Here is a 23348-nt window from a genome sequence, read left to right as displayed (position 1 = left end):
ACCCTCACCATTCAATGCCGCGCTGGCCCTTACGGCCCGCGTCCATCGGGTGCTTGACCTTGGTCATCTCGGTCACCAGGTCGGCGGCGTCGAGAAGCTGCGGCGGGGCGTCGCGGCCGGTGATGACCACGTGCTGGGTGCCGGGGCGCGATCGGAGCACGTCGACTACCTCTTCCACGTCGATCCAACCCCACTTGAGCGGGTACGTGAACTCGTCCAGGACGTAGAAGTCATGACGCCCCTCGGCCAGCCGGCGAGAGATCTCGGCCCAGCCTTCGACGGCCGCGGCGGCGTGATCCTCGGCGGACCCCTGCCGGCGGGTCCACGACCAGCCCGAGCCCATCTTGTGCCATTGCACCGATCCCCCGACGCCCTGCTCGTCGTGCAGCCGGCCGAGGGCCTGGAACGCCGCTTCCTCCCCGACCTTCCACTTCGCACTCTTGACGAACTGGAACACCGCGACATCAAAACCTTGGTTCCAGGCGCGCAGCGCCATGCCGAAAGCGGCGGTGGACTTCCCCTTGCCCGGGCCCGTGTGCACCGCCAGGATGGGTGCATTGCGCCGCGCCTTGGTGGTCAGACCGTCGTTGGGGACGGTCAGCGGCTGTCCTTGTGGCATAACAGTTTTCCTTACGGGTTCGCTTACGCGGCGGCTTGCCCGGCCCGGACCACTCGGGCCAGGTTGTCGGCGCGCAGCTGCGCCAGTTGCACGGCGGGCGCGCCGAGTTGGCAAGCCAGCTGCTGCGCCAACCCCAGCCGAATATAAGAGGTTTCGCAATCGACGACGACGGCGGCCGTCCCCTCCGCGACCAGCAGGCCGGCGGCGGTCCGAGTCCGGCCCAGCGGATCGGGGCCGCCCGTCGCACGGCCATCGGTGAGCACGACCACCAGCGGGCGACGGGCACGGTCGCGGGCCTTCTCCCGCAGCACCACGTCGCGCGCAGCCAGAAGTCCTTGTGCCAGTGGGGTTTTCCCGCCCGTATCGAAACGCGCCAGCCGCCGACTGGCGATGTGCACCGAGGAGGTCGGCGGCAACAGCAGCTTGGCCTCGGCACCCCGGAACGTGACGACGGCGACCTTGTCGCGGCGTTGGTAGGCGTCACGCAACAGCGACAGCGTCGCCCCGCTGACCGCGGACATGCGGTCCCGGGCCGCCATGGAACCTGATGCGTCGACCACGAAGATCACCAGATTGCCTTCGCGCCCTTCGCGGATCGCGTGGCGGACGTCGGCGGGCGCCAGCTGAAGCCGGCCGGCCTGCGGACGACGGTCCGCCGCGGCCAGCAGCGTGCCGAAGACGTGCACACCGTGGCCCGCCTGGGCGTCGTCGGTGGCCGAGATGGGAGTGCCGGTGCGGTTCCGGGCCCGCGACCGCCGGCCGGGCGCCCCTTCCCCCACGCCGGGTACGACGAGCGCGCGGGTCCGGAACGTCGCCGACGGCGGCGCGCTGGGCTTTGCAGCACTCGGCTGCGAAGCACCGGTCGCCGCCGAGTTTCCTTGCGGTGCAGCCTCTGCCGAGCTGTCCGCGGAGACACCGCCACCCGGCGGGTCGGGATCCGGCTCGGGCTCGGACTGTGATTCGGCTTCCGCCTGTGCCATGGCATCGTCGAGCTGCCCCGGGTCCAGGCCCAGGTCGTCGAACGGATCGCGGCGCCGCCGATGCGGCAGCGCCAGTTCCGCGGCGACCCGGATATCCTCCTCGGTCACCACCAGGTCATTCCCCGTCGCTTCGCTCGCCCCGGTCGCACCACGCCAGGCGGCATGCGCGACAGCCGTGCGCGCGACCACCAGGTCGGCGCGCATCCCGTCCACGTCGAACGCCGCGCACAGGGCCGCGATCCGTCGTAACTCGTTGTCCGGCAACAACACTGACGAGACCGCCGCACGCGCCTTGGCAATCTGGCCGGCCAGCTCGGCGTCGTCGGCGGCGTACCGCTCGCCGAAACCGGCGGGATCTGCTTCATAGGACATCCGGCGCCGGATCACCTCGACGCGGACATCGACCTCCCGCGAGGCGTACACGTCGACGGTCAATCCGAAACGGTCGAGCAGCTGCGGACGTAGCTCGCCCTCTTCCGGATTCATGGTGCCCACCAACATGAATCGGGCCTCGTGGGAATGCGAGACCCCGTCGCGCTCGATGTGCACGCGGCCCATGGCGGCGGCGTCCAGCAGCACGTCGACCAGGTGGTCGTGCAACAGGTTCACCTCGTCCACGTACAGGACACCACCGTGCGCGCGGGCCAGCAGCCCTGGCGAGAAGGCATGTTCGCCGTCCCGCAACACCTTCTGCAAATCGATCGAGCCGACCACGCGGTCCTCGGTCGCACCGATGGGCAACTCCACGAGGCGGGCATCGGCATCCACCGCCGCCAGCACTTCGGCAAGCCCGCGCACCGCAGTCGATTTCGCGGTGCCCTTCTCGCCACGGATCAGCACGCCCCCGATGTCGGGACGCACCGCGCACAGGATGAGCGCCAGGCGGAGCCGGTCCTGGCCCACCAATGCGCTGAATGGATACGTCACTACTGCTGCCCCGCTCCCAGACCTGGTCTGATCATCGGCACATGCGGAATGCCGTCCTCCATGAATTCCTCACCGTCCCGGACGAATCCGTGCCGGGCGTACATCTCCGCGAGGTACGTCTGGGCGTCGATCCGGCAGGGATAGCCACCGACCTCCGCGAGCGCCGCCTGCATGAGCCTGGCGGTGTGGCCCTGGCCGCGGTCGGCGCGTTTGGTGCATACCCGGCCGATCCGGAACACCTTCTCGCCGCCGGGATGCTCCTCCATCAGACGCAGCGTCGAGATGACCTGTCCGTCAGGACTTTCCAGCCAGAAGTGCCGGGTCTCGGCCAGCAGGTCGCGGCCGTCCAGTTCGGGGTACGGGCAGGCCTGCTCCACCACGAAGACCTCGACCCGCAACTTCAGCAGCTCGTAAAGCGTTGCGGCGTCGAGATCCTTGGCCCAGCTACGCCTCGGCGCGACGCTCATGGGCGATCCGCCTTCGACTCCTCGCGGTAGGTCATGCGACCACCTGCGGATCAGGCCGACTGGTCGAGTTTGAGCACCTTGGTCCCCCAGTCCCACACCTCGCGGTACAGCTCGGGTTCGCCGGACAGATCGATGCCCAGCGACGGCACCATCTCCTTGAGCTTGGGCAGCCAGGTCTGGTAGCGGTCGGCGAAGCAGCGCTCCAGCACCTCGATCATGGCCGGCACGGCGGTCGAGGCACCGGGCGACGCGCCGAGCAGACCGGCGATCCGGCCGTCCTCGGCGGTCAGGACCGTGGTGCCGAACTCCAGCACGCCACCGATGCCCTTGCGGCGGATCACCTGAACGCGCTGGCCCGCGACGTCCAGCTCCCAATCGGAATCGACTGCGCTGGGGGCGAATTCGCGCAGGGAATCGACGCGCTCGCCTTCACTGAGGGCCAGCTGCTCGAGCAGGTACTTCACCAGGCCCAGTTCGGTGACGCCGACGCCGAGCATCGACGCGAGGTTGTTGGGCTTGACCGACAGCGGCAGATCGGTGACCGAGCCCTGCTTGAGGAACTTCGGCGACCAGCCGGCGAACGGCCCGAACAGCAGCCACGACTGGCCGTTGATGATGCGAGTATCCAAGTGCGGCACCGACATCGGCGGTGCGCCGACCGAAGCCTGGCCATACACTTTGGCCTGATGCGCCACCGTCAGGTCCTGGTTGTCGGTGCGCAGGAAGGCACCGCCGACCGGGAACCCACCGAAGCCCTTGGCCTCGGGGATACCGGCCTTCTGCAGCAGATGCAGAGCGCCGCCACCCGCGCCCAGGAACACGAACTTGGCATTGATCTTCTGCCGGTCGCCGGTACGCCGGTTCACCACGTTGAGCTTCCAGCTGCCGTCGGACTGCTTGCTGAGGCCCGTCACCTCGTGCCCGAACATCGTGGTCATGCCGCGCTGCGCGGCGAACCCGATGAGCTGCTTGGACAGCGAACCGAAGTCGACGTCGGTGCCGTCGGTGGTCCAGTTCAGTGCGACCGGCTCGCTGAAGTCGCGCTGCTCGGCCATGAACGGCAGCCGACGGGCGAACTCGTCCTTGTCGTCGATGTACTCCATGGTCGAGAACAGCGGGTTGGACACCAGCGTCTCGCGACGCTTGCGCAGGTACTCGATGCTGTCGCCGCCGTGCACGAAGCTGACGTGCGGGATGGGGTTCAGGAAGCTCTTGACGTCCGGCAGGACGCCGTTCTCCACGGCGTAGGCCCAGAACTGGCGGGTCACCTGGAACTGCTCGTTGACGTGGACGGCCTTCTTGATGTCGATGGTGCCGTCGGAGTTCTGCGGCGTGTAGTTGAGCTCACACAGCGCCGAGTGGCCGGTGCCCGCGTTGTTCCAGGGATCGCTGCTCTCGGCGGCGGCGCCGTCGAGGCGCTCGATCATGGTGATGGACCACTCCGGCTCGAGCAGCCGGATCAGTGCCCCGAGGGTGGCGCTCATGATTCCCGCGCCCACGAGGACGACGTCGGTCTGTGCGCTCCCAGCTACGTTTGCATTCGACACGTGATCGCTCGTCCTTCGCACTCGGGTTACCCGCCGGTATTGACGGATGCTCGGTGCTCAAGGTTATCGCGACCGAGTTCGGCGCCGACGCGCTATCTCCTCCCATCGACCATGATGTTCGTCGCAGTTAGGGTTGAGCACGTGACGCCGCAGGAGCCACAGGGACAACCCGAGTGGCAGCCGGACGTGCTGCCCGGGTACTGGCAGCAGACCATCGCACTGGGGCCCGACCCCGACGGCGAAGGTGACCTTGTCGCCACCGTCGCGCGGAGGGGTCAGCCGGGGCAAGTCGCGCAGGCGGTCTTGGTCATTCATGGCTACACCGATTACTTCTTCCACACCGAGCTCGCCGACCAATTCGCCGCCCGCGGTTTCGCCTTCTACGCGATAGACCTGCACAAATGCGGACGGTCGCGGCGCCCCGGGCAGACGCCCCACTTCACCACCGACCTGGCGTCGTACTACGACGAACTCCGGCGGGCCCTGCACCTCATCGCTGCCGACACCGGCGGAGCCCGGGTATGCCTGTACGGCCACTCCGCCGGCGGACTGATCGCGACGCTGTTCAGCGATCAGCTCCGGCGCGACAACTCGCTGGGGACGCACCGGGTGACGGGCCTGATCCTGAACAGCCCGTTCTTCGATCTGCACGGGCCGGCAGTGCTGCGTTCGGCCCCGGTGTCCGGCACCCTGCGGGCGTTGGCCCGCTTCCGCAAGTTAACGGTGATCCGCCAGCCGACCGAGGGTGGCTACGGCACCAGCCTGCACCGCGACCACGGCGGCGAGTTCGACTACAACTTGGACTGGAAACCGTTGGGCGGCTTCCCGGTCACCGTCGGCTGGATCAGCGCCATCCGGCAGGGGCAGCGGCAGTTGCATCGAGGACTGGACGTCGGGGTGCCGAACCTGATTCTGCGGTCCGACCACACGGTGGCCGAGACCACCACCCCGGTCGGGATGGAGCGCGGCGACGCGGTGCTCGATGTCCGTCAGATCGCGCGGTGGGCGGGGTGCGTCGGCAACCGAAGCACCATCGTCCCCGTCACGGACGCCAAACACGATGTGTTCTTGTCGCTGCCGGCGCCACGAGCCGTGGCGTTCGCCGAGCTGAACCATTGGCTCGACAGCTATCTCCGATCCGCTTCTCCCACAACGCAACACGAACAGGCCTGACGTCATGGAGCACTACGACCTGACCATCATCGGAACGGGTTCGGGCAACAGCGTGCTCGACGACCGGTATGACGGCCTGAGGGTCGCGATCTGCGAACAGGGCACGTTCGGGGGCACCTGCCTGAACGTCGGATGCATCCCCACCAAGATGTTCGTCTACGCCGCCGACGTGGCTCAGACCGTCCGCCACAGCGCCACCTACGGCGTCGACGCCCACATCGACAGCGTGCGGTGGCCGGACATCGTGGACCGGGTCTTCGGCCGGATCGACCCGATCGCGGCCGGTGGGGAGCAGTACCGCCGTGGCCTGCCGAATGTCACGGTCTACGGCAGTCACACCCGCTTCGGCCCGACGCTGCCCGACGGCACCTATACGTTACGGACCTCCGCCGGAGACGAATTCACGTCCGACCGCGTGGTGATCGCCGCCGGCTCGCGCAGTTGGATTCCGGAACACATCGCCAAGTCCGGTGTGCACTACTACACGAGCGACGACATCATGCGCATCCCGGCGCTGCCCGAACATCTGGTGATCATCGGTGGCGGCTTCATCTCGGTGGAGTTCGCGCACGTGTTCTCGGCGCTCGGGTCGAAGGTGACCATCGTGCTGCGCGGCGACCGGCTGCTGAAGCGGTGTGACGAGGAAATCTGCCGGCGGTTCGGCACGGTCGTCTCCAAGAAGTGGACGGTACGCACCCACGAGAACGTCGTCGACGCGCGGCAGGACGGTAGCGGTGTCGCGCTCGAGTTCGACGACGGCGAAACCCTGACGGCCGACGCGCTGCTGGTGGCGACCGGTCGGGTGCCGAACGGAGATCAGCTCGATGTGCACCTGGCCGGGGTGGCCCTCGACGACGACGGCTATGTCGTGGTCGATGAGTACCAACGCACCTCGGCGCGTGGGGTTTTCGCCCTGGGAGACGTATCGTCGCACCACCAGCTCAAACACGTGGCGAACCACGAAGCCCGGACTGTGAAGGAGAACCTGCTGCGCGACTGGGACGGCGAGTTGGTGGCCAGCGATCACCGGTTCATCCCTGCCGCGGTGTTCACCGATCCGCAGGTCGCGATGGTCGGCATGACGGAAGCCGACGCGCGGGCAGCCGGTTTCGACGTCGTGGTCAAGGTGCAGGACTACGGCGACACCGCGTACGGCTGGGCCATGGAGGACACCACGGGCATCGTCAAACTCATCGGCGAACGCGGCACCGGCAGGATCCTGGGCGCGCACCTCATGGGGCATCAGGCGTCGTCGCTGATTCAGCCGCTGATCCAGGCCATGTCCTTCGGGCAGACCGCACAGGAAGTGGCCCGTGGCCAGTACTGGATTCACCCGGCTCTGCCCGAGGTGGTCGAAAACGCGCTGCTGGGGCTGATCTAACTGTCGGCCGGGCTGAGCCGGGCCGTCCACTTCTCCTCGATGCGGCCCCACCGCCACACCAACAGCGCCACGACCCAGGTGACGACGAACAGTCCGACGATCGCGAATCCGACCATGTTCAGGTCGATTCCGCCGACCCAGTCCCAGACGCCCCCGGACCAGCCGAACTCCTCGGCCAGCAACCCGAGCAACTCGATGGTCCCGATCACCAGGGCCACCACGACAGACAGCCCGGTGATGGTCAGGTTGTAGTAAACCTTGCGCACCGGCCGGGCCAGTGCCCAGCCGTACGCGACATTCATGAACGCCCCGTCGATGGTGTCCAGCAGGCTCATCCCGGCCGCGAACAGCACCGGTAGACAAAGGATTGCGTACCACGGCAATCCGGCCGAAGCCCCGGTCCCGGCCAGCACCAGCAGCGCCACCTCGGTCGCGGTGTCGAAGCCGAGCCCGAACAGCATGCCGAGCGGATACATCTGCCAGGACTTGCTGATGGTGCGGGTGAACCGGCGCAGGATGCGGTTCAGGAACCCGCGATTGCCCAGCTGATGTTCCAGCGCGGCCTCGTCGTACTCGCCGGCGCGCATCCGCATGAACACCTGCAGGATGCCCACCAGCACAACGACATTGATAGCCGCGATCAGGTACAGGAAAAAACCCGAGACGCCGGCGCCGATCAGCCCCGTGTACCGGTGCAGCGTCGACGAATCGTCCTGCAGCGGTCCGACGATTGACGTGATGCCCAACGACAGCAGCAGTGCCAGTCCGAACACGATGGTCGAATGCCCAAGGGAGAAGAAGAATCCCACGCCGAGCGAACGGTGGCTGCCGCGCATGTCAGGAGCCATGGAACCGTCGGCCATCAGCTTGCGGGTGGTGTTGTCGATGGCGGCGATGTGGTCGGCGTCGAACGCGTGCCGCAGTCCGAGGGTGTACGCGGTGAGGCCGATCCCGATGCCGAGCGCGGTCCCGCCGACAGTGTGATGCTCCGGTACGACGACGAGGATCAGAGTCCCCCAACCGATCACATGCAGTGCGGCGATGACGCCGAACATCGCTGCCAGCCGCCCCCAATCCTGACCGGACAACGCACGCCGCATGCGGTTCAGTCTCCCTCAGCCCAGCAGTTCGCGAATGTCGGAGGCGGTGATCGCGGTGCCGAACATGTCACCGTCGTCGATCACCGCGGCGAACAGCGCGCGTTTGCGCTCCTGCAGCTCGATCACCTTCTCCTCGATGGTGTGCTCGGACACCAGCCGGTAGACGTTCACCGGGCGCAGCTGGCCGATGCGGTGCGCCCGGTCGACAGCCTGTGCTTCGGCGGCCGGGCTCCACCACGGGTCGCACAGAAAGCAGTAGTCGGCGGCGGTGAGGTTCAGTCCGAACCCGCCGGCCTTCAGGCTGATGAGGAACACCTTCGTCCGGCCTGAGCTGAAGTCGTCGATGGCCTCCGCCCGGCGGCGCGCGTCGACCGACCCGTCCAGGTAGCTGTACTCGATCCCCGCGGCATCCAGGCGGTCCCGCACGATCGCCAGAAAGCCGGTGAACTGGCTGAACACCAGCGCGCTGTGATCTTCGGCGACCAACTGGTCCAGTTGTTCGATCAGGAAGTCCACCTTTGTGGAACCAGCCTCCATCGAGTCGGCATCGACGAGGCCGGGGTGCAGGCTGAGCTGCCGCAGCAGGGTGAGCGAGCGGAAGATCTGGAAGCGGTTCTTCTCCCACTCCCCCAGCAGCCCGAGCACTTTCTGCCGCTCCCGCGCCAGCCGGGTGTCGTAGATCTTGCGGTGCTTGGCCGACAATTCGATGGCCAGCACCTGCTCCTGCTTGGGCGGCAACTCCTTGACCACCTGATCCTTGGTGCGGCGCAACAGCACTGGCTTGATTCGCCGGCGCAATACCGCCAGCCGGCCGGACTCGCCCTCGGACTCGATGGGCTTGCGGAAGTAGCGCTCGAAAATCTTGGGGCTGGGAAACAGACCCGGCACCGTGATCGACAACAGCGACCACAGCTCCATCAGGTTGTTCTCCATCGGGGTACCGGTGATGGCCAGTTTGAACGGGGCATCGAGCCGGCGCGCGCACTGGTGCGTCTTGCTGTGGTGGTTCTTGACGAACTGCGCCTCGTCGAGAATCATTCCCGCCCAGGCGATTTCCCGGTACTTGTCGTTGTCGATGCGCAGCAGCGTGTAGGTCGTGACGACGATGTCGGCCGCGGCGACCTGCTCGGCGATAGGCACCGCGCCGCGGGCTTCGGTGCTCGACACCACGACGGTCGTGAGGCCGGGCGCGAACTTCGCACATTCCGCGGCCCAGTTGCCGGCCACACTGGTGGGCGCGATGACGAGGAACTTGCCCGCGCCCTGCTCGACAGCCCGGCTGATCAACGCCAGGGTCTGGATCGTCTTCCCCAGACCCATGTCGTCGCCGAGCACCCCGCCGAGCCCGTTGTCCCACAGGAACGCCAGCCAGTTCAGCCCGTCGCGTTGATAGTCGCGCAGCTCGGCCTGCAGTCCGGCCGGCGTGCGCACCGCGACGGGTGGCTGCGCCGCGGCCAGCCGCGCCATGTTGTCGCGCCACTGCGCGAGTTCACGGTCGACGACGCCCAGGCTCAGCAACTCGTCCCACAACGTCGCGTTCAGAGACGCGGCGTTCACGCGCTCGCCCTCGAGTTCGCCCAGCGCCTGGGCTTCTTCGATCAACGCCCGCAACTTCAGCAGTTCGGGGGTATCGAGCCGGAAGTACACCCCGTTCGACAGCAGCATGTGTGTTGCGCCCAAGGCCAATTCGGCGATGACGGCAGACAGCGCCACCGGGTAGCCGTCGATGTCGATGGTGATGTGCAGGTCGAACCAGTCCTGTGCCGGCGCCTCGTCCGAGGATGCGGTGCCGAACCCCAGTTGCGCGCCGGCAACCGAGCGCCGGAACGCCGCCACCCGCTCGTCGACGTCGATGATCAGCTGTTCGTATTCGGCGAGCTGCGGCAGCACCTCGTGGCACAGCACCGCGATCTGGGGCAGTGTCAGCCGGCGCGACAGCAGCAGCGAGGCCAGCGGATCGTCCGCTGCCGACAGTCCCGAGACGGCTTCCAGCGCCGGCGCGACCGCCCGCCACATCGCGTCCTCGGCCGCGCTGTCCCGGATACCGCTCGCGCGCGTGACACCTACCGCGTCGAACTCCTGACGCCGGCCGTTCACCTCGTAGCGGGTGCGCCACTTCACGTGGCCGTCAACGCCATCGGCCGTGATACTCAGTACCGGCAGCGGCCCCACGACGTCGGGCTCGGCGAACAGTCCCTCCACCATGTCGACGGCCACCGTCCGACGCAGCCGCGGCAACACGTCCACCGCGAACTCGGACAGCGACTCGGGCGGAATCTGCACTTTCTCGCGACCCGCGACCAGCTTGAGCAGCGTGGGACCGGGCACCGGGAAGAAGGCCCCGAGATGCAGGATGCCGTCCACCCATTGATGGATGCCATGTGGTGTGGGGACGCCGACCAGCCCGATGCCTTCGGGCGGTCGCGATTCACCGTCGACGACGAGCACCGTCGACATCTGCGCGCCGCCGGTGTCGGAGACGGTGAAGTCCAGCCTCAGCTGGACGTCCTTCGCGATCTGCACGGCTCGGATCCCGGCGCCCGGAAGCACAGTGGCGCCGGCCTCGACAGCCAGCTCCAGATCGGACCAAAAGCTTTGTCCGACACCGGAAAGCACCAATTGGTCGCTGCTGTAGGGGTAGTAGCCGGGCACGCCGAGCACCAGCGCTCGCAGCGCGCCGTACTGCTCCCGGTCGAACTCGCCCGGATCGGGCGTGTCGAACAGGCGCCGCCAGTTGATCCCGCTCTTGATCCAATGTCCGCGCTTACCGACCGTCAGCGGCCGCACCGTAGCGATGGGTGTGGTGTGGTACCGACCCGCCGGCAGCATCCCGAATTCCAGGGCCAACGGCTTGCCGCCGGCGTCGGCTTCGGTGTCGGTCATCTCGTTCAGCAGCGAACCCAGCACCACTTGCCAGCGTTGCGGCGCCGCCCGGTCGGGTGTGCTCGGAATCGCCGCCATCAGCAGGGCGACGGCATGCTTGCAGTACCGCCCTACCGGGCAGCTGCAGACGGCGTAGTCGATCTCCAGGCTGGTGCGCGCACCCGAGAGGGCCACTTCGACGTCGTAGTACTCGGCCGACGAGCCCAGGCACGAGCCGATGAGCGTTCCGTCGAGAGGGTCGTACTCGGCGGTGGCCACCCGCCCCTGGCCCGCATACGTCTCGCCGCGGGCCAGCGTCTTCGCGCTGAACGCGCGAAGCAACTCGTGAGGCGCGAGCGCTAGCCCGGCCGTCGAGTCCGTGCCGTCCATCTCGTCACGATAACGGCCAGGACCGACAGGGTGCTCTCCCGTCGCTTCGCTCGCCCTGGGCGACCGGTCACCAGGTACTGCTGCGCAGCACGATCTCGTTGGCCACCTGCGCGGTGAACTCTTCGGCGCTGCGCCGGCCCACCAGCTCGGACATCCGGAATTCGCCGTAGATGAAGCGCTGCCCGGCCTGGGCCCGCGCCCGGGCATCGGCGGTGGTGACCACCACGGTCGTGTTGATCTCCACCGGCGGGCACGCATCACCCGACTCCTCGGTGGCTCGCGGATGGGTGCCGTCGATCGCCACCAGGGCGGTGAACCGGTCCAGCCGGGTGGCCGCCAGCCGCCAGGCCAGCCCGCCCGCACCGCGGTCGGCGAACAGCAGCGCCCACCGCACCCCGAGCGTATCCAGAATGCCGACAACCGAATTCACGGTCAGCCGGTCATCGGCCTCGATCACCACGGTGCGCAGCGATGCGGTATGCAGCAGTTCGCACAGGGCGCCCGCCGCGTGCTTCGTCGTGAGCATGACGACGGTCGTGGCGTCGTCGGGGCCAGACACGTCGACAGTGGCGCCGAAACCGTCGACGGTCGGGATGATTGGCATGACGCCACCGTAGCGAACGCCGCAGGACCGCAGGTACCAATATTCAGCGGTCGGCTACTCAGTGCCCCGGCTGTCACGGAAAACAACTCCCGCATGGCGGAGCGCGGACCGACGCGTCGTCGAGTCGCCGCCACCAATTGGCCAGCGTGAAACCCGGATGCCCCCTATTGTTCTTCAACATCCAGGGCGCCTAAGGAGGCCGCAGTGCCAGAAGGACACGAAGCACTTACCGAAGACGAGCTGCTACTGGCCAAGCTCGGATACAGTCAAGAGCTGCAGCGCTCCTGGTCGGGATTCAGCAATTTCGCCATCTCGTTCTCCATCATCTCCATCCTCTCGGGGTGTTTCACCTCGTTCGGTCTGGGCTGGAACAACGGTGGGCCGGCCGCCATCGCCTGGGGCTGGCCGATCGTCGCGGCTTTCATCCTCGTCATCGGGCTCTGTATGTCCGAGCTGGTGTCCGCCTTCCCGACGTCCGGCGGAATCTATTGGTGGGCAGCAAAACTCGGCGGCGCAAAGGCCGGTTTCTACGCGGGGTGGCTCAACCTCATCGGCCTGGTGGCCATCCTGGCGTCGGTGGCGTATGGCTGTGCGACATTCATCGACCTCACCTTGGGCACCCTCAGCGCCGACTGGTTGGCGGGGTACAGCCTCACCCGCACGTTCCTCATCTTCGTGGCCATCCTGGGCATCTCGGCGCTGATCAACATCTTCTCCAGCCATCTGCTGGCGATCATCAACAATGTGTCGGTGTGGTGGCACGTCTTCGGCGCGGCCGCCGTCATCGGCATTCTAATCTTCGTGCCGAGCCATCATGCGAGCTTCTCGGACGTTTTCGCCAAGACGATCAACAACAGCGGCATGTTCGGCGGCGCCACGTCAGGCGCCGGTTGGCTGTTGGTGGTGCTGCCGATCTCGGTGATCCTCACGCAGTACACCATCACCGGCTACGACGCGTCGGCGCACCTCTCCGAGGAAACCAAGAGCGCGGCGGGCGCGGCCGCCAAGGGTATCTGGCGATCCATCTTCTACTCGGCCGTCGGCGGCTGGGTTCTCTTGTTGGCGTTCCTGTTCGCGGTCCAGGATGCCGACGCGGTGTCCAAGGGCGGCGGTGCGGTCGCCGCCATCTTCAACCAGGCGATGAGTTCGAGATGGGCGACGTTGGTGCTGTTCATCTCGACGGCCGGCCAGTTCTTCTGCGCCGTCGCCTGCCAGACCAGCGCCTCGCGGATGTTGTTCGCGTTCAGCCGGGACCGCGCGGTACCCGGCCATCGGTGGTGGTCGGCGGTCAACAAGCACCGGGTGCCCACGCACAGCGTGACGATCACCGCCGTCGTGGCCGCTGCACTGACCCTGCCGGCCCTGGTCAAGGTGGACATCAACGGCACGCCCACCCCGGTGGCGTTCTACGCCGTGGTCTCGATCGGGGTCGTCGGGGTCTACCTGTGCTTCGCGGTGCCGATCTACTACCGCTGGCGCGCGGGCGATGAATTCGAAACGGGCAGTTGGAATCTGCGCGGCCACCACCGATGGATGGCCCCGGTAGCGCTCGCCGAGATCACGGTCACCTCGATCATCGCCATGTTCCCGACGTCGTTGGGCGGCGTGCCGTGGGACCCCAGTTTCGAGTGGAAGTTCGTCAACTACACGCCGTTGCTGGTCGGTGGCGTCCTCGTGCTCCTGTACATCTACTGGCACGTGTCGGTGAAGAACTGGTTCACCGGACCCATCAAGCAGGTCGAGGAGCCCTTAGAACCGACAGCACCGACAGCACCGACAGCACCGGTGGCCGAATCGAGCTGATCACTCACCCACGGTACTGGCGATGATCGGGCGGACCGGTGCCCCGGATTCCACCAGTTTCAGCACCGCGTCGACATCCACATGCGCGGCAAGCAGATCGGCCATCACGTCTAGCTGAGCGTCTCGCCGCGCCGCGACGTTGACGTCGTCCGCCACCACGAACCCGTGCTTGCCGCAGGCCGCCGCAACCTCGGTGAGCCAGGCCCGGCGTACGGCGTCGTTGTCCATCAGCCCGTGCCAGTGCGTGCCGTAGACCTGGCCCGCCCGGATGCCGACACCGAGCCAGTCCCGCTCAGCACTGCGCGCGACCCGACCGTGGTGAATCTCGTAGCCGTACAACGGCGTATCCCAGTGCTTCAGGGTCTTGTCGGCGTCGAACTCGATGTCCGCGTCGAGCAGTCCCAGCCCCGGCACCCGGCCCGCGCCCGATTCGACGGTGTCGAGGATCGTCGTACAGAGCATCTGGAATCCGCCACAGACACCCAGCACCGCACGACCGGACCGGACATGCGCGGTGGCGGCATCGGCCAGTCCCCGCTCGCGCAGCCAGTTCAGATCCGAGACCGTCGCCTTACTGCCGGGCAGCACCACCACATCGGCGCCCGCGAGCTCGGCCGCGGTGTCGACCCACTGCACCTGCACGCCCGGCTCGCACGCCAGGGCCTCGACGTCGGTGGAATTCGAGATCCGCGGCAGTCGTATCGCGGCCACCACCAAGGCATCGTGCCCGCGCGGCACCGTCGGCCGGCCCAGCTGCCCGCGCGCCGTGACGGACAGCGAGTCCTCGGCATCGAGCCACAGGTCGTCGCTGTACGGGATCACCCCGTACGTCGGGCGTCCGGTGAGCGATTCCAGTTGCCGCAGACCGGGTTCCAGCAGCGCCGGATCGCCACGGAACTTGTTGACCAGGAAACCGGCGATCAGTTTCTGGTCCGCCGGTTCGAGCACCGCCACCGTGCCGTAGAGGTGCGCCAGCAGCCCGCCGCGGTCGATGTCGCCGACCACGACCACCGGCAGGTTCGCCACACGCGCCAATCCCATGTTGGCCACGTCGGTGGCCCGCAGATTGATCTCGGCGGGCGATCCCGCACCCTCACAGATCACCACATCGAATTCGCTTCGCAGTGCCGCCAATTCGTCGGCCACCACGGTGGCGAGCTGCGTCCGCCGGGTGAAGTAGTCCCCCGCCGCCACGGTGCCGGCGACCTGGCCGCGCACCACGAGCTGCGAGGTGCGGTCCCCGCCGGGCTTGAGCAGGATCGGGTTGAACCGCACGCTCGGTGCCAGGCCGGCCGCTCGCGCCTGCATCGCCTGCGCCCGGCCGATCTCACCGCCTTCGATCGTGACGGCCGAGTTGTTGGACATGTTCTGCGCCTTGAACGGCGCCACCCGCACGCCGTTGCGGGCCAGCAGCCGGCACAGCCCGGCCACCACCATCGACTTACCGGCGTCCGACGTGGTGCCGGCGACCAGCAGAGCCCCGCCGGTCACGTCACGGCAGGGTCAGGATGTCGGCGCCGTCGTCGGTCACCACGAGGGTGTGCTCGAACTGCGCCGTCCACTTCTTGTCCTTGGTCGCGACGGTCCAGTCGTCGTCCCAGATCTCGTAGTCCAGCGAACCGAGGTTGATCATCGGCTCGATGGTGAAGGTCATACCCGGCTCCAGCACCGTCTCGACCTCGGGCTTGTCGTAGTGCAGCACGATCAGGCCGTTGTGGAACGTCTCGCCGATGCCGTGGCCGGTGAAGTCGCGAACCACGTTGTAGCCGAACCGGTTTGCGTACGACTCGATGACCCGGCCGACCACCGACAGCTGCCGGCCCGGCTTGACCGCCTTGATGGCCCGCATGGTGGCTTCGTGCGTGCGCTCGACCAGCAGCCGGTGCTCCTCCGAGACGTCGCCCGCGAGGAAAGTGGCGTTGGTGTCGCCATGGACGCCGTCCTTGTAGGCGGTGACGTCGATGTTGACGATGTCACCGTCCTGAATCACCGTCGAGTCCGGGATGCCGTGGCAGATGATCTCGTTCAGCGAGGTGCAGCAGGACTTGGGAAAACCCTTGTAGCCCAGTGTCGACGGGTAGGCGCCGTGGTCCAGCATGTATTCGTGCGCCACCCGGTCCAGGCGGTCGGTGGTGACGCCGGGCGCGACGGCCTTGCCGGCCTCGGCGAGCGCCTGCGCCGCGATGCGGCCGGCCACGCGCATCTTCTCGATCACCTCGGGCGTCTGCACCCATGGCTCGCTGCCTTCGCGCACCGTCGGCTTCCACGCGTACTCCGGGCGCGGGATCGACTTGGGCACCGGCAGGGTCGGAGACACCTCGCCGGGGCGAAGCGCGGTACGAACAGACATTGTCCCAGCTTAGCGAGCGCGGCTAGCCGCGGTCGCCGCGCCCGAACAAGCCCCGGCGCGGTCCCCGGATGTCGACCGACCCAAAGAGCACCCGCCCGGTCAGGATGACGTGCGGGGTGCCGTCGGCGGGCGCGTCCTTGCGGTGGTCGGTGGCACTGCCGACAGCCACCTCGACGTCGTCGATGGATGCGCTGGCGCCTTCGGGTAGCCGAAGGTCAAGGGAGCTGAACTTGAGATCGAGTTCGATGACCACGATGGGCCCGCCGAATCGGGCACGGGTGAGGTCCAGGTCGATCGAGCCGACGCGGCGGACCAGCGCAAGCCGGGTCGGCACGACCCACTCACCCTGCCGCTTCAGCGACCCCATGACCCCGCGCAGCTCGACGCGGTCGGCCGAGGCCGTCACGATGGCGTTGGGCGCGGGCAGATCGCCGACCAGCACCGCCAGCTCGGCCTGTTGCCGGGCGAGGGCGACCAGCGCGGACCGCTCGGAGAACTCGTTCATGTCGATGAGCCCCAGAGCCACCGCGTTGTGCAGCCGCCGGAGCGTGCCGTTGCGGTCGGCGTCGGAGACGCGCAAGACCGCGATCTCGTCGCTGTTGGTCACCCAAACAGGTTACTCAGGCCTGGTGCGGTCGGCAGGAGCGGAGTTACCGGGGTCAGGCGAGATAGTCGGGTGGCAGTCCCTTGAACATGTCGCGGCACATGCGGACCGCGGTCTCCGATCCGCCACCGCCGACGATCAGGGCCGCGAAGGCCATATCGCCGCGGTAGCCGGCGAACCAGGCGTGCGAGCCGCCCTGGAATTCGGCTTCACCGGTCTTCCCGCGCACGTCACCGCTGCCGCGCAGGTCCTTGGCGGTGCCGTTGGTCACCACCAGCTGCATCATGGGCCTCAGCCCGTCGAGCATCTTCGAGCTGATCGCCGCGGTGTTGCCCGACACTGTGGTCGGACGGCCCTCGATCAGCTGCGGCAGGGGTGTCTTGCCGGCCGCGACGGTGGCCGCCGCCAGTGCCATTCCGAACGGGCTGACCAGGACCTTGCCCTGACCAAAGCCGTCCTCGGTGCGCTCGGCGAGGTTCACCGTGGGCGGCACCTTTCCGGTGACGGTGTCGATGCCGGCGACCTGGTAGTCGGCGCCGATCCCGTACTGCGCCGCGGCGTTGGTGAGGGCTCGTGGCGCCATCCGGCTGGCAAGCTCGGCGAAGGTGGTGTTGCACGAGTTGGCGAATGCCTTGGACATCGGCACCACGCCGAGGTCGAACCGGTCGTAGTTCGGGATGGTCCGCTGCCCGATGTCGATGGTGCCGGGGCAACCCAGCAGCGTGTTGGGTCCGGCCAAGTCGGTTTCGATGGCGGCACCGGCGGTGACCATCTTGAACGTCGACCCGGGCGGGTACAGACCCATGGTGGCCGTCGGGCCGTCGACATCGGCGGCGGCGTTCTGCGCGACGGCCAGGATTTCACCGGTCGAGGGCTTGATCGCGACGATCATCGCCTTGCGGCCCACCATGTTCACCGCATCCTGAGCGGCGTTCTGCACGTTGCGGTCCAGGCTGATGGTGATCGACGGGGCCGGCTTGCCCGGCACCTCGTTGAGGACGTCGATGTCGGCGCCGTTCTGGTTGACGCTCACCACGCGCCAGCCGGATTGACCGACGAGCTGATCGGCCACCTGCTTCTTGACCTCGGTGACGATGGCCGGCGCGAAGCGGGGATCGGTGGGCACCATCTCCGGCTGCGGGGTGATCACCACGCCCGGCAGATGGCCGAGCGCCCCCGACACCTTGTCGTTGTCCTCGCGTCGCAGGGTGATCAGGTTCAGCGGTCCGGTGGACGAGCTGGCCTGCTCCGCGAGCCGCTGGGCGTCCATGGTGTTGTCGAACTGTCGCAGCACGTCGGCGACCACGCGAGAGGTCCGCATCAGGTCACCGGCGGCCGAACGTGCATTGAGCGCGTAGTTGTAGTGATACCCGGGTACCAGAACGTTGCTGCCGCCGAGCTCGTTGACCGAGGCCCGAACGGGCTGGTCGGCGCGCAGCTGGAAGCTCTGGTGCTCCCCCAGGTTCGGGTGCAGATCGGTACTGCCCCAACGCACTTGCCACCGGTTGTCCTGCCGGATCATGTTGAGCTGGCCGGTGTAGGACCAGGTGCGGTCCTTGGGCAGGTGCCACGTGTACCGGTAGGTGATCTTGCCGGTGTCCTGGGTGTACTTGGAGCCGAGCACCTGCGCGTCGAGTTTGGTCGCCTGCAGGCCGGCCCAGGCCTGGTTGATCGCGGTGCGTGCGTCATTGGGCTTGTCGGACAGGTCGGCGGCGGCGCCGGTGTCCCCGCGGCCGAGGGCGGCGAAGAACGCCTGCGCGGTGGGCTCGGGGCCGTTGGGTTTCGGGGTGCAGGCCGTCATCGCTCCTGCGACCGCCACCACCGACAACAACACGGCCGAGCGAGAAACGGATGATGTGTGCGTTGCCATTGGGGCTGATGTTAGAAGTGTGACAAGCAAGTAGTGCGGAGGCACACCGAGACGTAACCGTGACAGTTTTGTGAGCACCCGGACGCACGACGTCCGGTGTGAGGCCGCGCACGCAGCGCGGGCGTCAGTCCATCAACACCGTTGCGTAGGTGCCCAACTGGTTGAACCCGATGCGCCGGTAGATGGCGCGGGCCGGGGCGTTGAAATCGTTGACGTAGAGGCTGGGGGTCCGCCCGCTGCGCAGCACCGCCGACGCCAGGGTCGCCGTACCCGCCGCACCGAGACCGTGTCCACGCCGATCCGGATGCACCCACACGCCCTGGATCTGACCGACCCGCGACGTCTGCGCCCCGATCTCGGCCTTGAACACGACCTGGCCGTCCTCGAACCGCGCCCAGGCCCGGCCGGCGGCGATCAGCCCCGCCAACCGGCGCCGGTAACCGCGACCGCCGTCGCCCATGCGCGGGTCCACCCCCACCTCGCCGATGAACATGTCCACTGCCGCAACGACATACGCGTCCAGCTCGTCCATTCGGACCGGGCGCACCGCAGGATCGAGCGCGCACTGCGGAGCGTCGGACAGCGTCAGCAGCGGCTGGCAGTCCCGAACCTCGCGGGCCGGGCCCCACACCTGGGCCAGTTGCTGCCACATCGGCAGCACCAACTCGGCGCGGCCCACCAACGACGAACACCGCCGCGGCGCGCTCATCACCTTGTCGGCGAAGACCATCATGTCGGCCGCGGTCCCCCGCATCGGGATCAGATTCACGCCGGCGAAGCACAGCGATTCGGTGGGCAGGCTGCGGGTCCACAGTTCGCCACCGATCGCCACCGGATCAAGGCCGTGATCGCCGACCCGGGCGGCCACCATGCAGGTGCCCACCGGGTCCTGGTCGAAGACCTGCTGCACCTGGGCGACTTCGCGCACCACAGATATCCGGCGCGCATCTGCGATCCGGAACAGCGGAGGTGCCGACATTCACCGACCTTCTTGTGTGTGTGACTGATGCGGTTACTGGGCGCGCTGGGTGACCGGAGTCACAAGGTGCGTGCTCAGCTTACGGTCACGACGGGCGAACCGCTCGTATCGGTGCCGGACTCGGCCGCGATTCGCATGGCCTCCTCGATCAGGGTCTCGACGATCTGGGACTCGGGCACAGTCTTGATGACCTGGCCGCGCACGAAAATCTGGCCCTTGCCATTGCCGGACGCCACGCCGAGGTCCGCCTCGCGCGCCTCGCCCGGTCCGTTGACCACGCAGCCCATCACCGCGACCCGCAACGGCACGTCGAGCCCGTCGAGGCCCGCCGAGACCGCGTTGGCCAGCTTGTAGACGTCCACCTGGGCACGACCGCACGACGGGCAGGACACGATCTCCAGGCCGCGCGGGCGCAGGTTCAGCGACTCCAGAATCTGGTTGCCGACCTTGACCTCTTCGACGGGCGGCGCGGACAGCGACACCCGGATGGTGTCGCCGATGCCCTCGCTCAGCAGCGCCCCGAAGGCGACGGCACTCTTGATGGTGCCCTGGAAGGCGGGGCCGGCCTCGGTCACGCCCAGGTGCAGCGGGTAGTCGCACTTGGCGGCGAGCTGCCGGTAGGCCTCCACCATGATCACCGGATCGTTGTGCTTGACGCTGATCTTGATGTCGCCGAAGCCGTGCTCCTCGAACAGCGAGGCCTCCCACAGCGCCGACTCGACGAGCGCCTCCGGGGTGGCCTTGCCGTACTTCTCGAGCAACCGCGGGTCGAGCGAACCGGCGTTGACGCCGATGCGGATCGGGATGCCCGCGGCACCGGCGGCCTTGGCGACTTCCTTGACCCGGCCGTCGAACTCCTTGATGTTGCCCGGGTTCACGCGCACCGCGGCGCATCCGGCGTCGATGGCCGCGAAGATGTACTTGGGCTGGAAGTGGATGTCGGCGATCACCGGGATCTGGCTGTGGCGGGCGATCTCGGCCAGCGCGTCGGCGTCTTCCTGTCGCGGACAGGCCACGCGGACGATGTCACAGCCCGACGCGGTCAGCTCGGCGATCTGCTGCAGCGTGGCGTTGACGTCGTGGGTCTTGGTGGTGCACATCGACTGCACCGCGATCGGGTAATCGCTGCCGATGCCGACGTCGCGCACCATCAGCTGGCGGGTCTTGCGACGGGGCGCAAGTGTCGGCGGTGCCGGCGGCTCACTGCCGACGCCCGGCATACCCAAACCGATGGAGGTCATCACGGTCTCCTACTGGAAGATTCGAATGGGGTTCACAAGATCAGCCGTCACCGTCAGCAGCATGTAGCCACCGATCACGACCAGCACCAGATAGGTGGCAGGCATCAGCTTGAGGTAGTTCACCGGCGCCGCGGCGACTTTGCCGCGGGACGCGCGAATCATATTGCGCAGCTTCTCGAACACCGCGACCGCGATGTGTCCGCCGTCGAACGGCAGCAGCGGGAGCAGGTTCACCGCGCCCAGGACGAAGTTCAGCTGCGCCAGGAAGAACCAGAACATCACCCACAACCCGTGGTCGACGGTGTCGCCGCCGATGATGCTGGCCCCGACCACACTGATCGGGGTTTCCTTGTCGCGCTCGCCGCCGCCGATCGAATGGATCAGCGCACCGACCTTGGTCGGGATCTTCGCCAGCGACTTGCCCAGTTCGACGGCCAGATCACCGGTAAAGGTGAAGGTCGCGGGCACGGCGGTCAGCACGTTGTAGTGGGTCGGTCCGGGCTGCGGCGCAGCGGTGACGCCGATGGCGCCGACCTGTGTCGCAGTCGCGGCTTCCTTGTCGGTGAATCGTTGGGTCTGCTCGACGTCGACGGTGGTGGTGAACGTGTGGCCGCCGCGTTCGTAGACGACGGGAACAGCGCCGCTGAGGCCACGGATGGCCTTCGCCATCTCCTCGAACGTGCTCACCGACTGCCCGCCGACCTTGACCACCGTGTCCCCGGCCTTCAGTCCGGCCGCCGCGGCGGGGCCGGCACCCGGGTGGGGGCACGGACCGAACGGGTTGTCCCCCGTTTTGGCGATTTGCGGTGCCACACAAGCGGTCTCACCGATCACCGCGGTGGTCGCCGGGTGCAGGTTGGGCAGGCCCCACGTGACGGCGATGCCGTAGATCAGCACCAGTCCGATGACGAAGTTCATCGCGGGTCCGGCGAACAGCACGGCGACGCGCTTCCACACCTTCTGCTTGTACATCGCGTGGGGCTCGTCCTCGGGCGCGATCTCGTCGACCGACGTCATGCCCGCGATGTCGCAGAAGCCGCCCAACGGCACGGCCTTGAGTCCGTACTCCGTGGTGCCGAGCCGGTTGGGCCGGTGCGTGGACCACAACGTCGGGCCGAAGCCGACGAAGTACCGCCGCACCTTCATTCCGGTGGCCCGGGCCACCCACATGTGGCCGCACTCGTGCAGGGCCACCGACACCAGAATGGCCAGCGCGAAGAGCGCAATGCCGATCACGAACATCATCGGGCGGGCACAACCTCCTGTGCGATGATGCGCCGTGCCCGGTCCCGGGCCCAATCCTGCGCATCAAGTACGTCATCCACGGTACTGGGTTCGGCGGCCCATTGATCCGCAGCGCCCAGCACGTCGGACACCGTCCGCACGATCGCCGGGAAGCCGATACGTCCCTGCAGGAAGGCTTCCGCGGCCTCCTCGTTGGCGGCGTTGTAGACGGCGGTCAGGCAACCACCCCGGGTCCCGGCCTCACGGGCCAGCCGGACCGCCGGGAAGACGTCGTCATCCAGCGGCTCGAACTCCCAGGTCGACGCCGTGGTCCAGTCGCAGGCCGGCGCCGCGCCCGGGACACGCGCCGGCCAGCCCAGTGCGAGCGCGATGGGCAGTTTCATGTCGGGCGGGCTGGCCTGTGCCAGCGTCGAGCCGTCGGTGAACGTGACCATCGAATGCACGATGGACTGCGGGTGCACGACGACGTCGATGCGGTCGTAATCGATGCCGAACAACAGGTGGGTCTCGATGAGCTCCAGCCCCTTGTTGACCAGTGATGCCGAGTTGAGGGTGTTCATCGGCCCCATCGACCACGTCGGGTGGGCACCGGCCTGCTCGGGCGTGACGTCCGCCAGTGCGGCAGCCGACCAGCCCCGGAACGGCCCGCCCGAGGCGGTGAGCACCAGCCTGGCCACTTCGTCACGCGTACCGCCCCGCAGGCACTGGGCCAGCGCCGAATGCTCGGAGTCCACGGGCACGATCTGCCCGGGCCGCGCTGCCTTGAGCACCAGCGGCCCACCGGCGACCAGCGATTCCTTGTTCGCCAGCGCCAGCCGAGCACCCGAGTGCAACGCGGCCAGCGTCGGCTTCAAGCCGAGCGCACCGACCAGCGAGTTCAGGACGACGTCCGCCTCGGTCTCCTGGACCAGCCGGGTGGCTGCGTCGGCGCCCGCGTAGGTGACGTCGCCGATGCGCTCGGCCGCAGCCGCGTCGGCCACCGCGATGTTGGTGACGCCGGTTTCGGCGCGCTGCCGGGCCAGCAGTTCGGCATTGCCGCCGCCGGCCGCCAGACCGACGATCTCGAACCGGTCGGGGTTGGCGGCGATCACCTCCAGGGCCTGGGTGCCGATCGACCCGGTACTGCCGAGCACCAGGACTCGTAGCCGCTCACTCACTTCTCCATTGTGCCGCCCCACTCGGGCTTCGGCGTCGGAGGTGGCACAT

18 protein-coding genes are annotated in these 23348 nt (G+C 67.7%); 3 read left to right on the top strand and 15 right to left on the bottom strand.

Going from position 1 to position 23348, the window contains the following annotated elements; translation table 11 throughout:
* Window positions 1-4 precede the first annotated feature (4 nt).
* From cobO to mqo, 4 genes are read right to left on the bottom strand one after another with little or no spacing between them, the layout of a single operon-like run.
* On the bottom strand, window positions 5-619 hold the full coding sequence (cobO, locus tag G6N59_RS27435; protein ID WP_138230047.1) for a cob(I)yrinic acid a,c-diamide adenosyltransferase: 615 nt from the start codon (window positions 617-619) through the stop codon (window positions 5-7).
* A gap of 23 nt (window positions 620-642) precedes the next feature.
* Window positions 643-2526 (bottom strand): magnesium chelatase subunit D family protein, encoded by a 1884-nt coding sequence (locus tag G6N59_RS27430; RefSeq protein WP_138230046.1) that lies wholly within the window; start codon window positions 2524-2526, stop codon window positions 643-645.
* Window positions 2526-2993 (bottom strand): GNAT family N-acetyltransferase, encoded by a 468-nt coding sequence (locus G6N59_RS27425; protein ID WP_138230045.1) that lies wholly within the window; start codon window positions 2991-2993, stop codon window positions 2526-2528. The genes G6N59_RS27430 and G6N59_RS27425 overlap by 1 nt, the downstream gene beginning before the upstream one ends.
* Before the next feature lie 50 nt (window positions 2994-3043).
* Complete coding sequence (mqo, locus tag G6N59_RS27420) at window positions 3044-4540, bottom strand: malate dehydrogenase (quinone) (RefSeq protein WP_138230044.1); 1497 nt, start codon at window positions 4538-4540, stop codon at window positions 3044-3046.
* A 141-nt stretch (window positions 4541-4681) separates the two neighbouring features.
* On the opposite strand from mqo, the gene G6N59_RS27415 reads away from it, so the two are divergent.
* Entirely contained in the window at window positions 4682-5713 is a 1032-nt protein-coding gene (locus tag G6N59_RS27415) for an alpha/beta hydrolase (RefSeq protein WP_234884177.1), read from the top strand.
* Between the two features lie 4 nt (window positions 5714-5717).
* Complete coding sequence (gene mtr / locus G6N59_RS27410) at window positions 5718-7094, top strand: mycothione reductase (protein WP_138230042.1); 1377 nt, start codon at window positions 5718-5720, stop codon at window positions 7092-7094.
* Here mtr and nicT read toward each other — a convergent pair.
* The 3 genes from nicT to G6N59_RS27395 all read right to left on the bottom strand — a co-directional run bounded on the left by nicT (window position 7091) and on the right by G6N59_RS27395 (window position 12050).
* The gene (gene nicT / locus G6N59_RS27405) at window positions 7091-8194 is read right to left on the bottom strand and encodes a Nickel transporter NicT (RefSeq protein ID WP_138230041.1); all 1104 of its coding nucleotides are present in this window, start codon (window positions 8192-8194) and stop codon (window positions 7091-7093) included. The two genes, mtr and nicT, sit on opposite strands and share 4 nt — an antisense overlap.
* A gap of 15 nt (window positions 8195-8209) precedes the next feature.
* The gene (locus G6N59_RS27400; protein WP_138230040.1) at window positions 8210-11446 is read right to left on the bottom strand and encodes a DEAD/DEAH box helicase; all 3237 of its coding nucleotides are present in this window, start codon (window positions 11444-11446) and stop codon (window positions 8210-8212) included.
* A 67-nt stretch (window positions 11447-11513) separates the two neighbouring features.
* Complete coding sequence (locus tag G6N59_RS27395) at window positions 11514-12050, bottom strand: alpha/beta hydrolase (RefSeq protein WP_138230039.1); 537 nt, start codon at window positions 12048-12050, stop codon at window positions 11514-11516.
* A 204-nt stretch (window positions 12051-12254) separates the two neighbouring features.
* Between G6N59_RS27395 and G6N59_RS27390 the strand changes: the two genes are divergently transcribed.
* Window positions 12255-13853, top strand: a complete 1599-nt coding sequence (locus tag G6N59_RS27390; protein ID WP_138230038.1) for an amino acid permease — start codon at window positions 12255-12257, stop codon at window positions 13851-13853.
* On the opposite strand, the gene G6N59_RS27385 is transcribed toward G6N59_RS27390, so the two are convergent.
* From G6N59_RS27385 to dxr, 8 genes are all read right to left on the bottom strand, one after another.
* Window positions 13854-15344 (bottom strand): cobyric acid synthase, encoded by a 1491-nt coding sequence (locus tag G6N59_RS27385; protein ID WP_138230037.1) that lies wholly within the window; start codon window positions 15342-15344, stop codon window positions 13854-13856.
* Between the two features lies 1 nt (window position 15345).
* Entirely contained in the window at window positions 15346-16203 is an 858-nt protein-coding gene (map, locus tag G6N59_RS27380; protein ID WP_138230036.1) for a type I methionyl aminopeptidase, read from the bottom strand.
* 22 nt (window positions 16204-16225) lie between these two features.
* Complete coding sequence (locus tag G6N59_RS27375; protein WP_138230035.1) at window positions 16226-16810, bottom strand: DUF1707 SHOCT-like domain-containing protein; 585 nt, start codon at window positions 16808-16810, stop codon at window positions 16226-16228.
* A 52-nt stretch (window positions 16811-16862) separates the two neighbouring features.
* Entirely contained in the window at window positions 16863-18608 is a 1746-nt protein-coding gene (locus tag G6N59_RS27370; protein ID WP_425272322.1) for a penicillin-binding transpeptidase domain-containing protein, read from the bottom strand.
* 193 nt (window positions 18609-18801) lie between these two features.
* The gene (locus tag G6N59_RS27365; protein ID WP_138230033.1) at window positions 18802-19656 is read right to left on the bottom strand and encodes a GNAT family N-acetyltransferase; all 855 of its coding nucleotides are present in this window, start codon (window positions 19654-19656) and stop codon (window positions 18802-18804) included.
* 74 nt (window positions 19657-19730) lie between these two features.
* Window positions 19731-20897, bottom strand: a complete 1167-nt coding sequence (gene ispG, locus G6N59_RS27360) for a flavodoxin-dependent (E)-4-hydroxy-3-methylbut-2-enyl-diphosphate synthase (RefSeq protein WP_138230032.1) — start codon at window positions 20895-20897, stop codon at window positions 19731-19733.
* A 9-nt stretch (window positions 20898-20906) separates the two neighbouring features.
* Window positions 20907-22142 (bottom strand): M50 family metallopeptidase, encoded by a 1236-nt coding sequence (locus tag G6N59_RS27355; protein ID WP_138230031.1) that lies wholly within the window; start codon window positions 22140-22142, stop codon window positions 20907-20909.
* Window positions 22139-23299 (bottom strand): 1-deoxy-D-xylulose-5-phosphate reductoisomerase, encoded by a 1161-nt coding sequence (gene dxr / locus G6N59_RS27350; RefSeq protein ID WP_138230030.1) that lies wholly within the window; start codon window positions 23297-23299, stop codon window positions 22139-22141. Before dxr ends, G6N59_RS27355 begins: the two co-directional genes overlap by 4 nt.
* Window positions 23300-23348 lie beyond the last annotated feature (49 nt).

The sequence above is a fragment of the Mycolicibacterium aubagnense genome, assembly GCF_010730955.1.
GTDB lineage: Bacteria > Actinomycetota > Actinomycetes > Mycobacteriales > Mycobacteriaceae > Mycobacterium > Mycobacterium aubagnense.
This window is presented reverse-complemented; position numbering and strand designations above follow the sequence as displayed.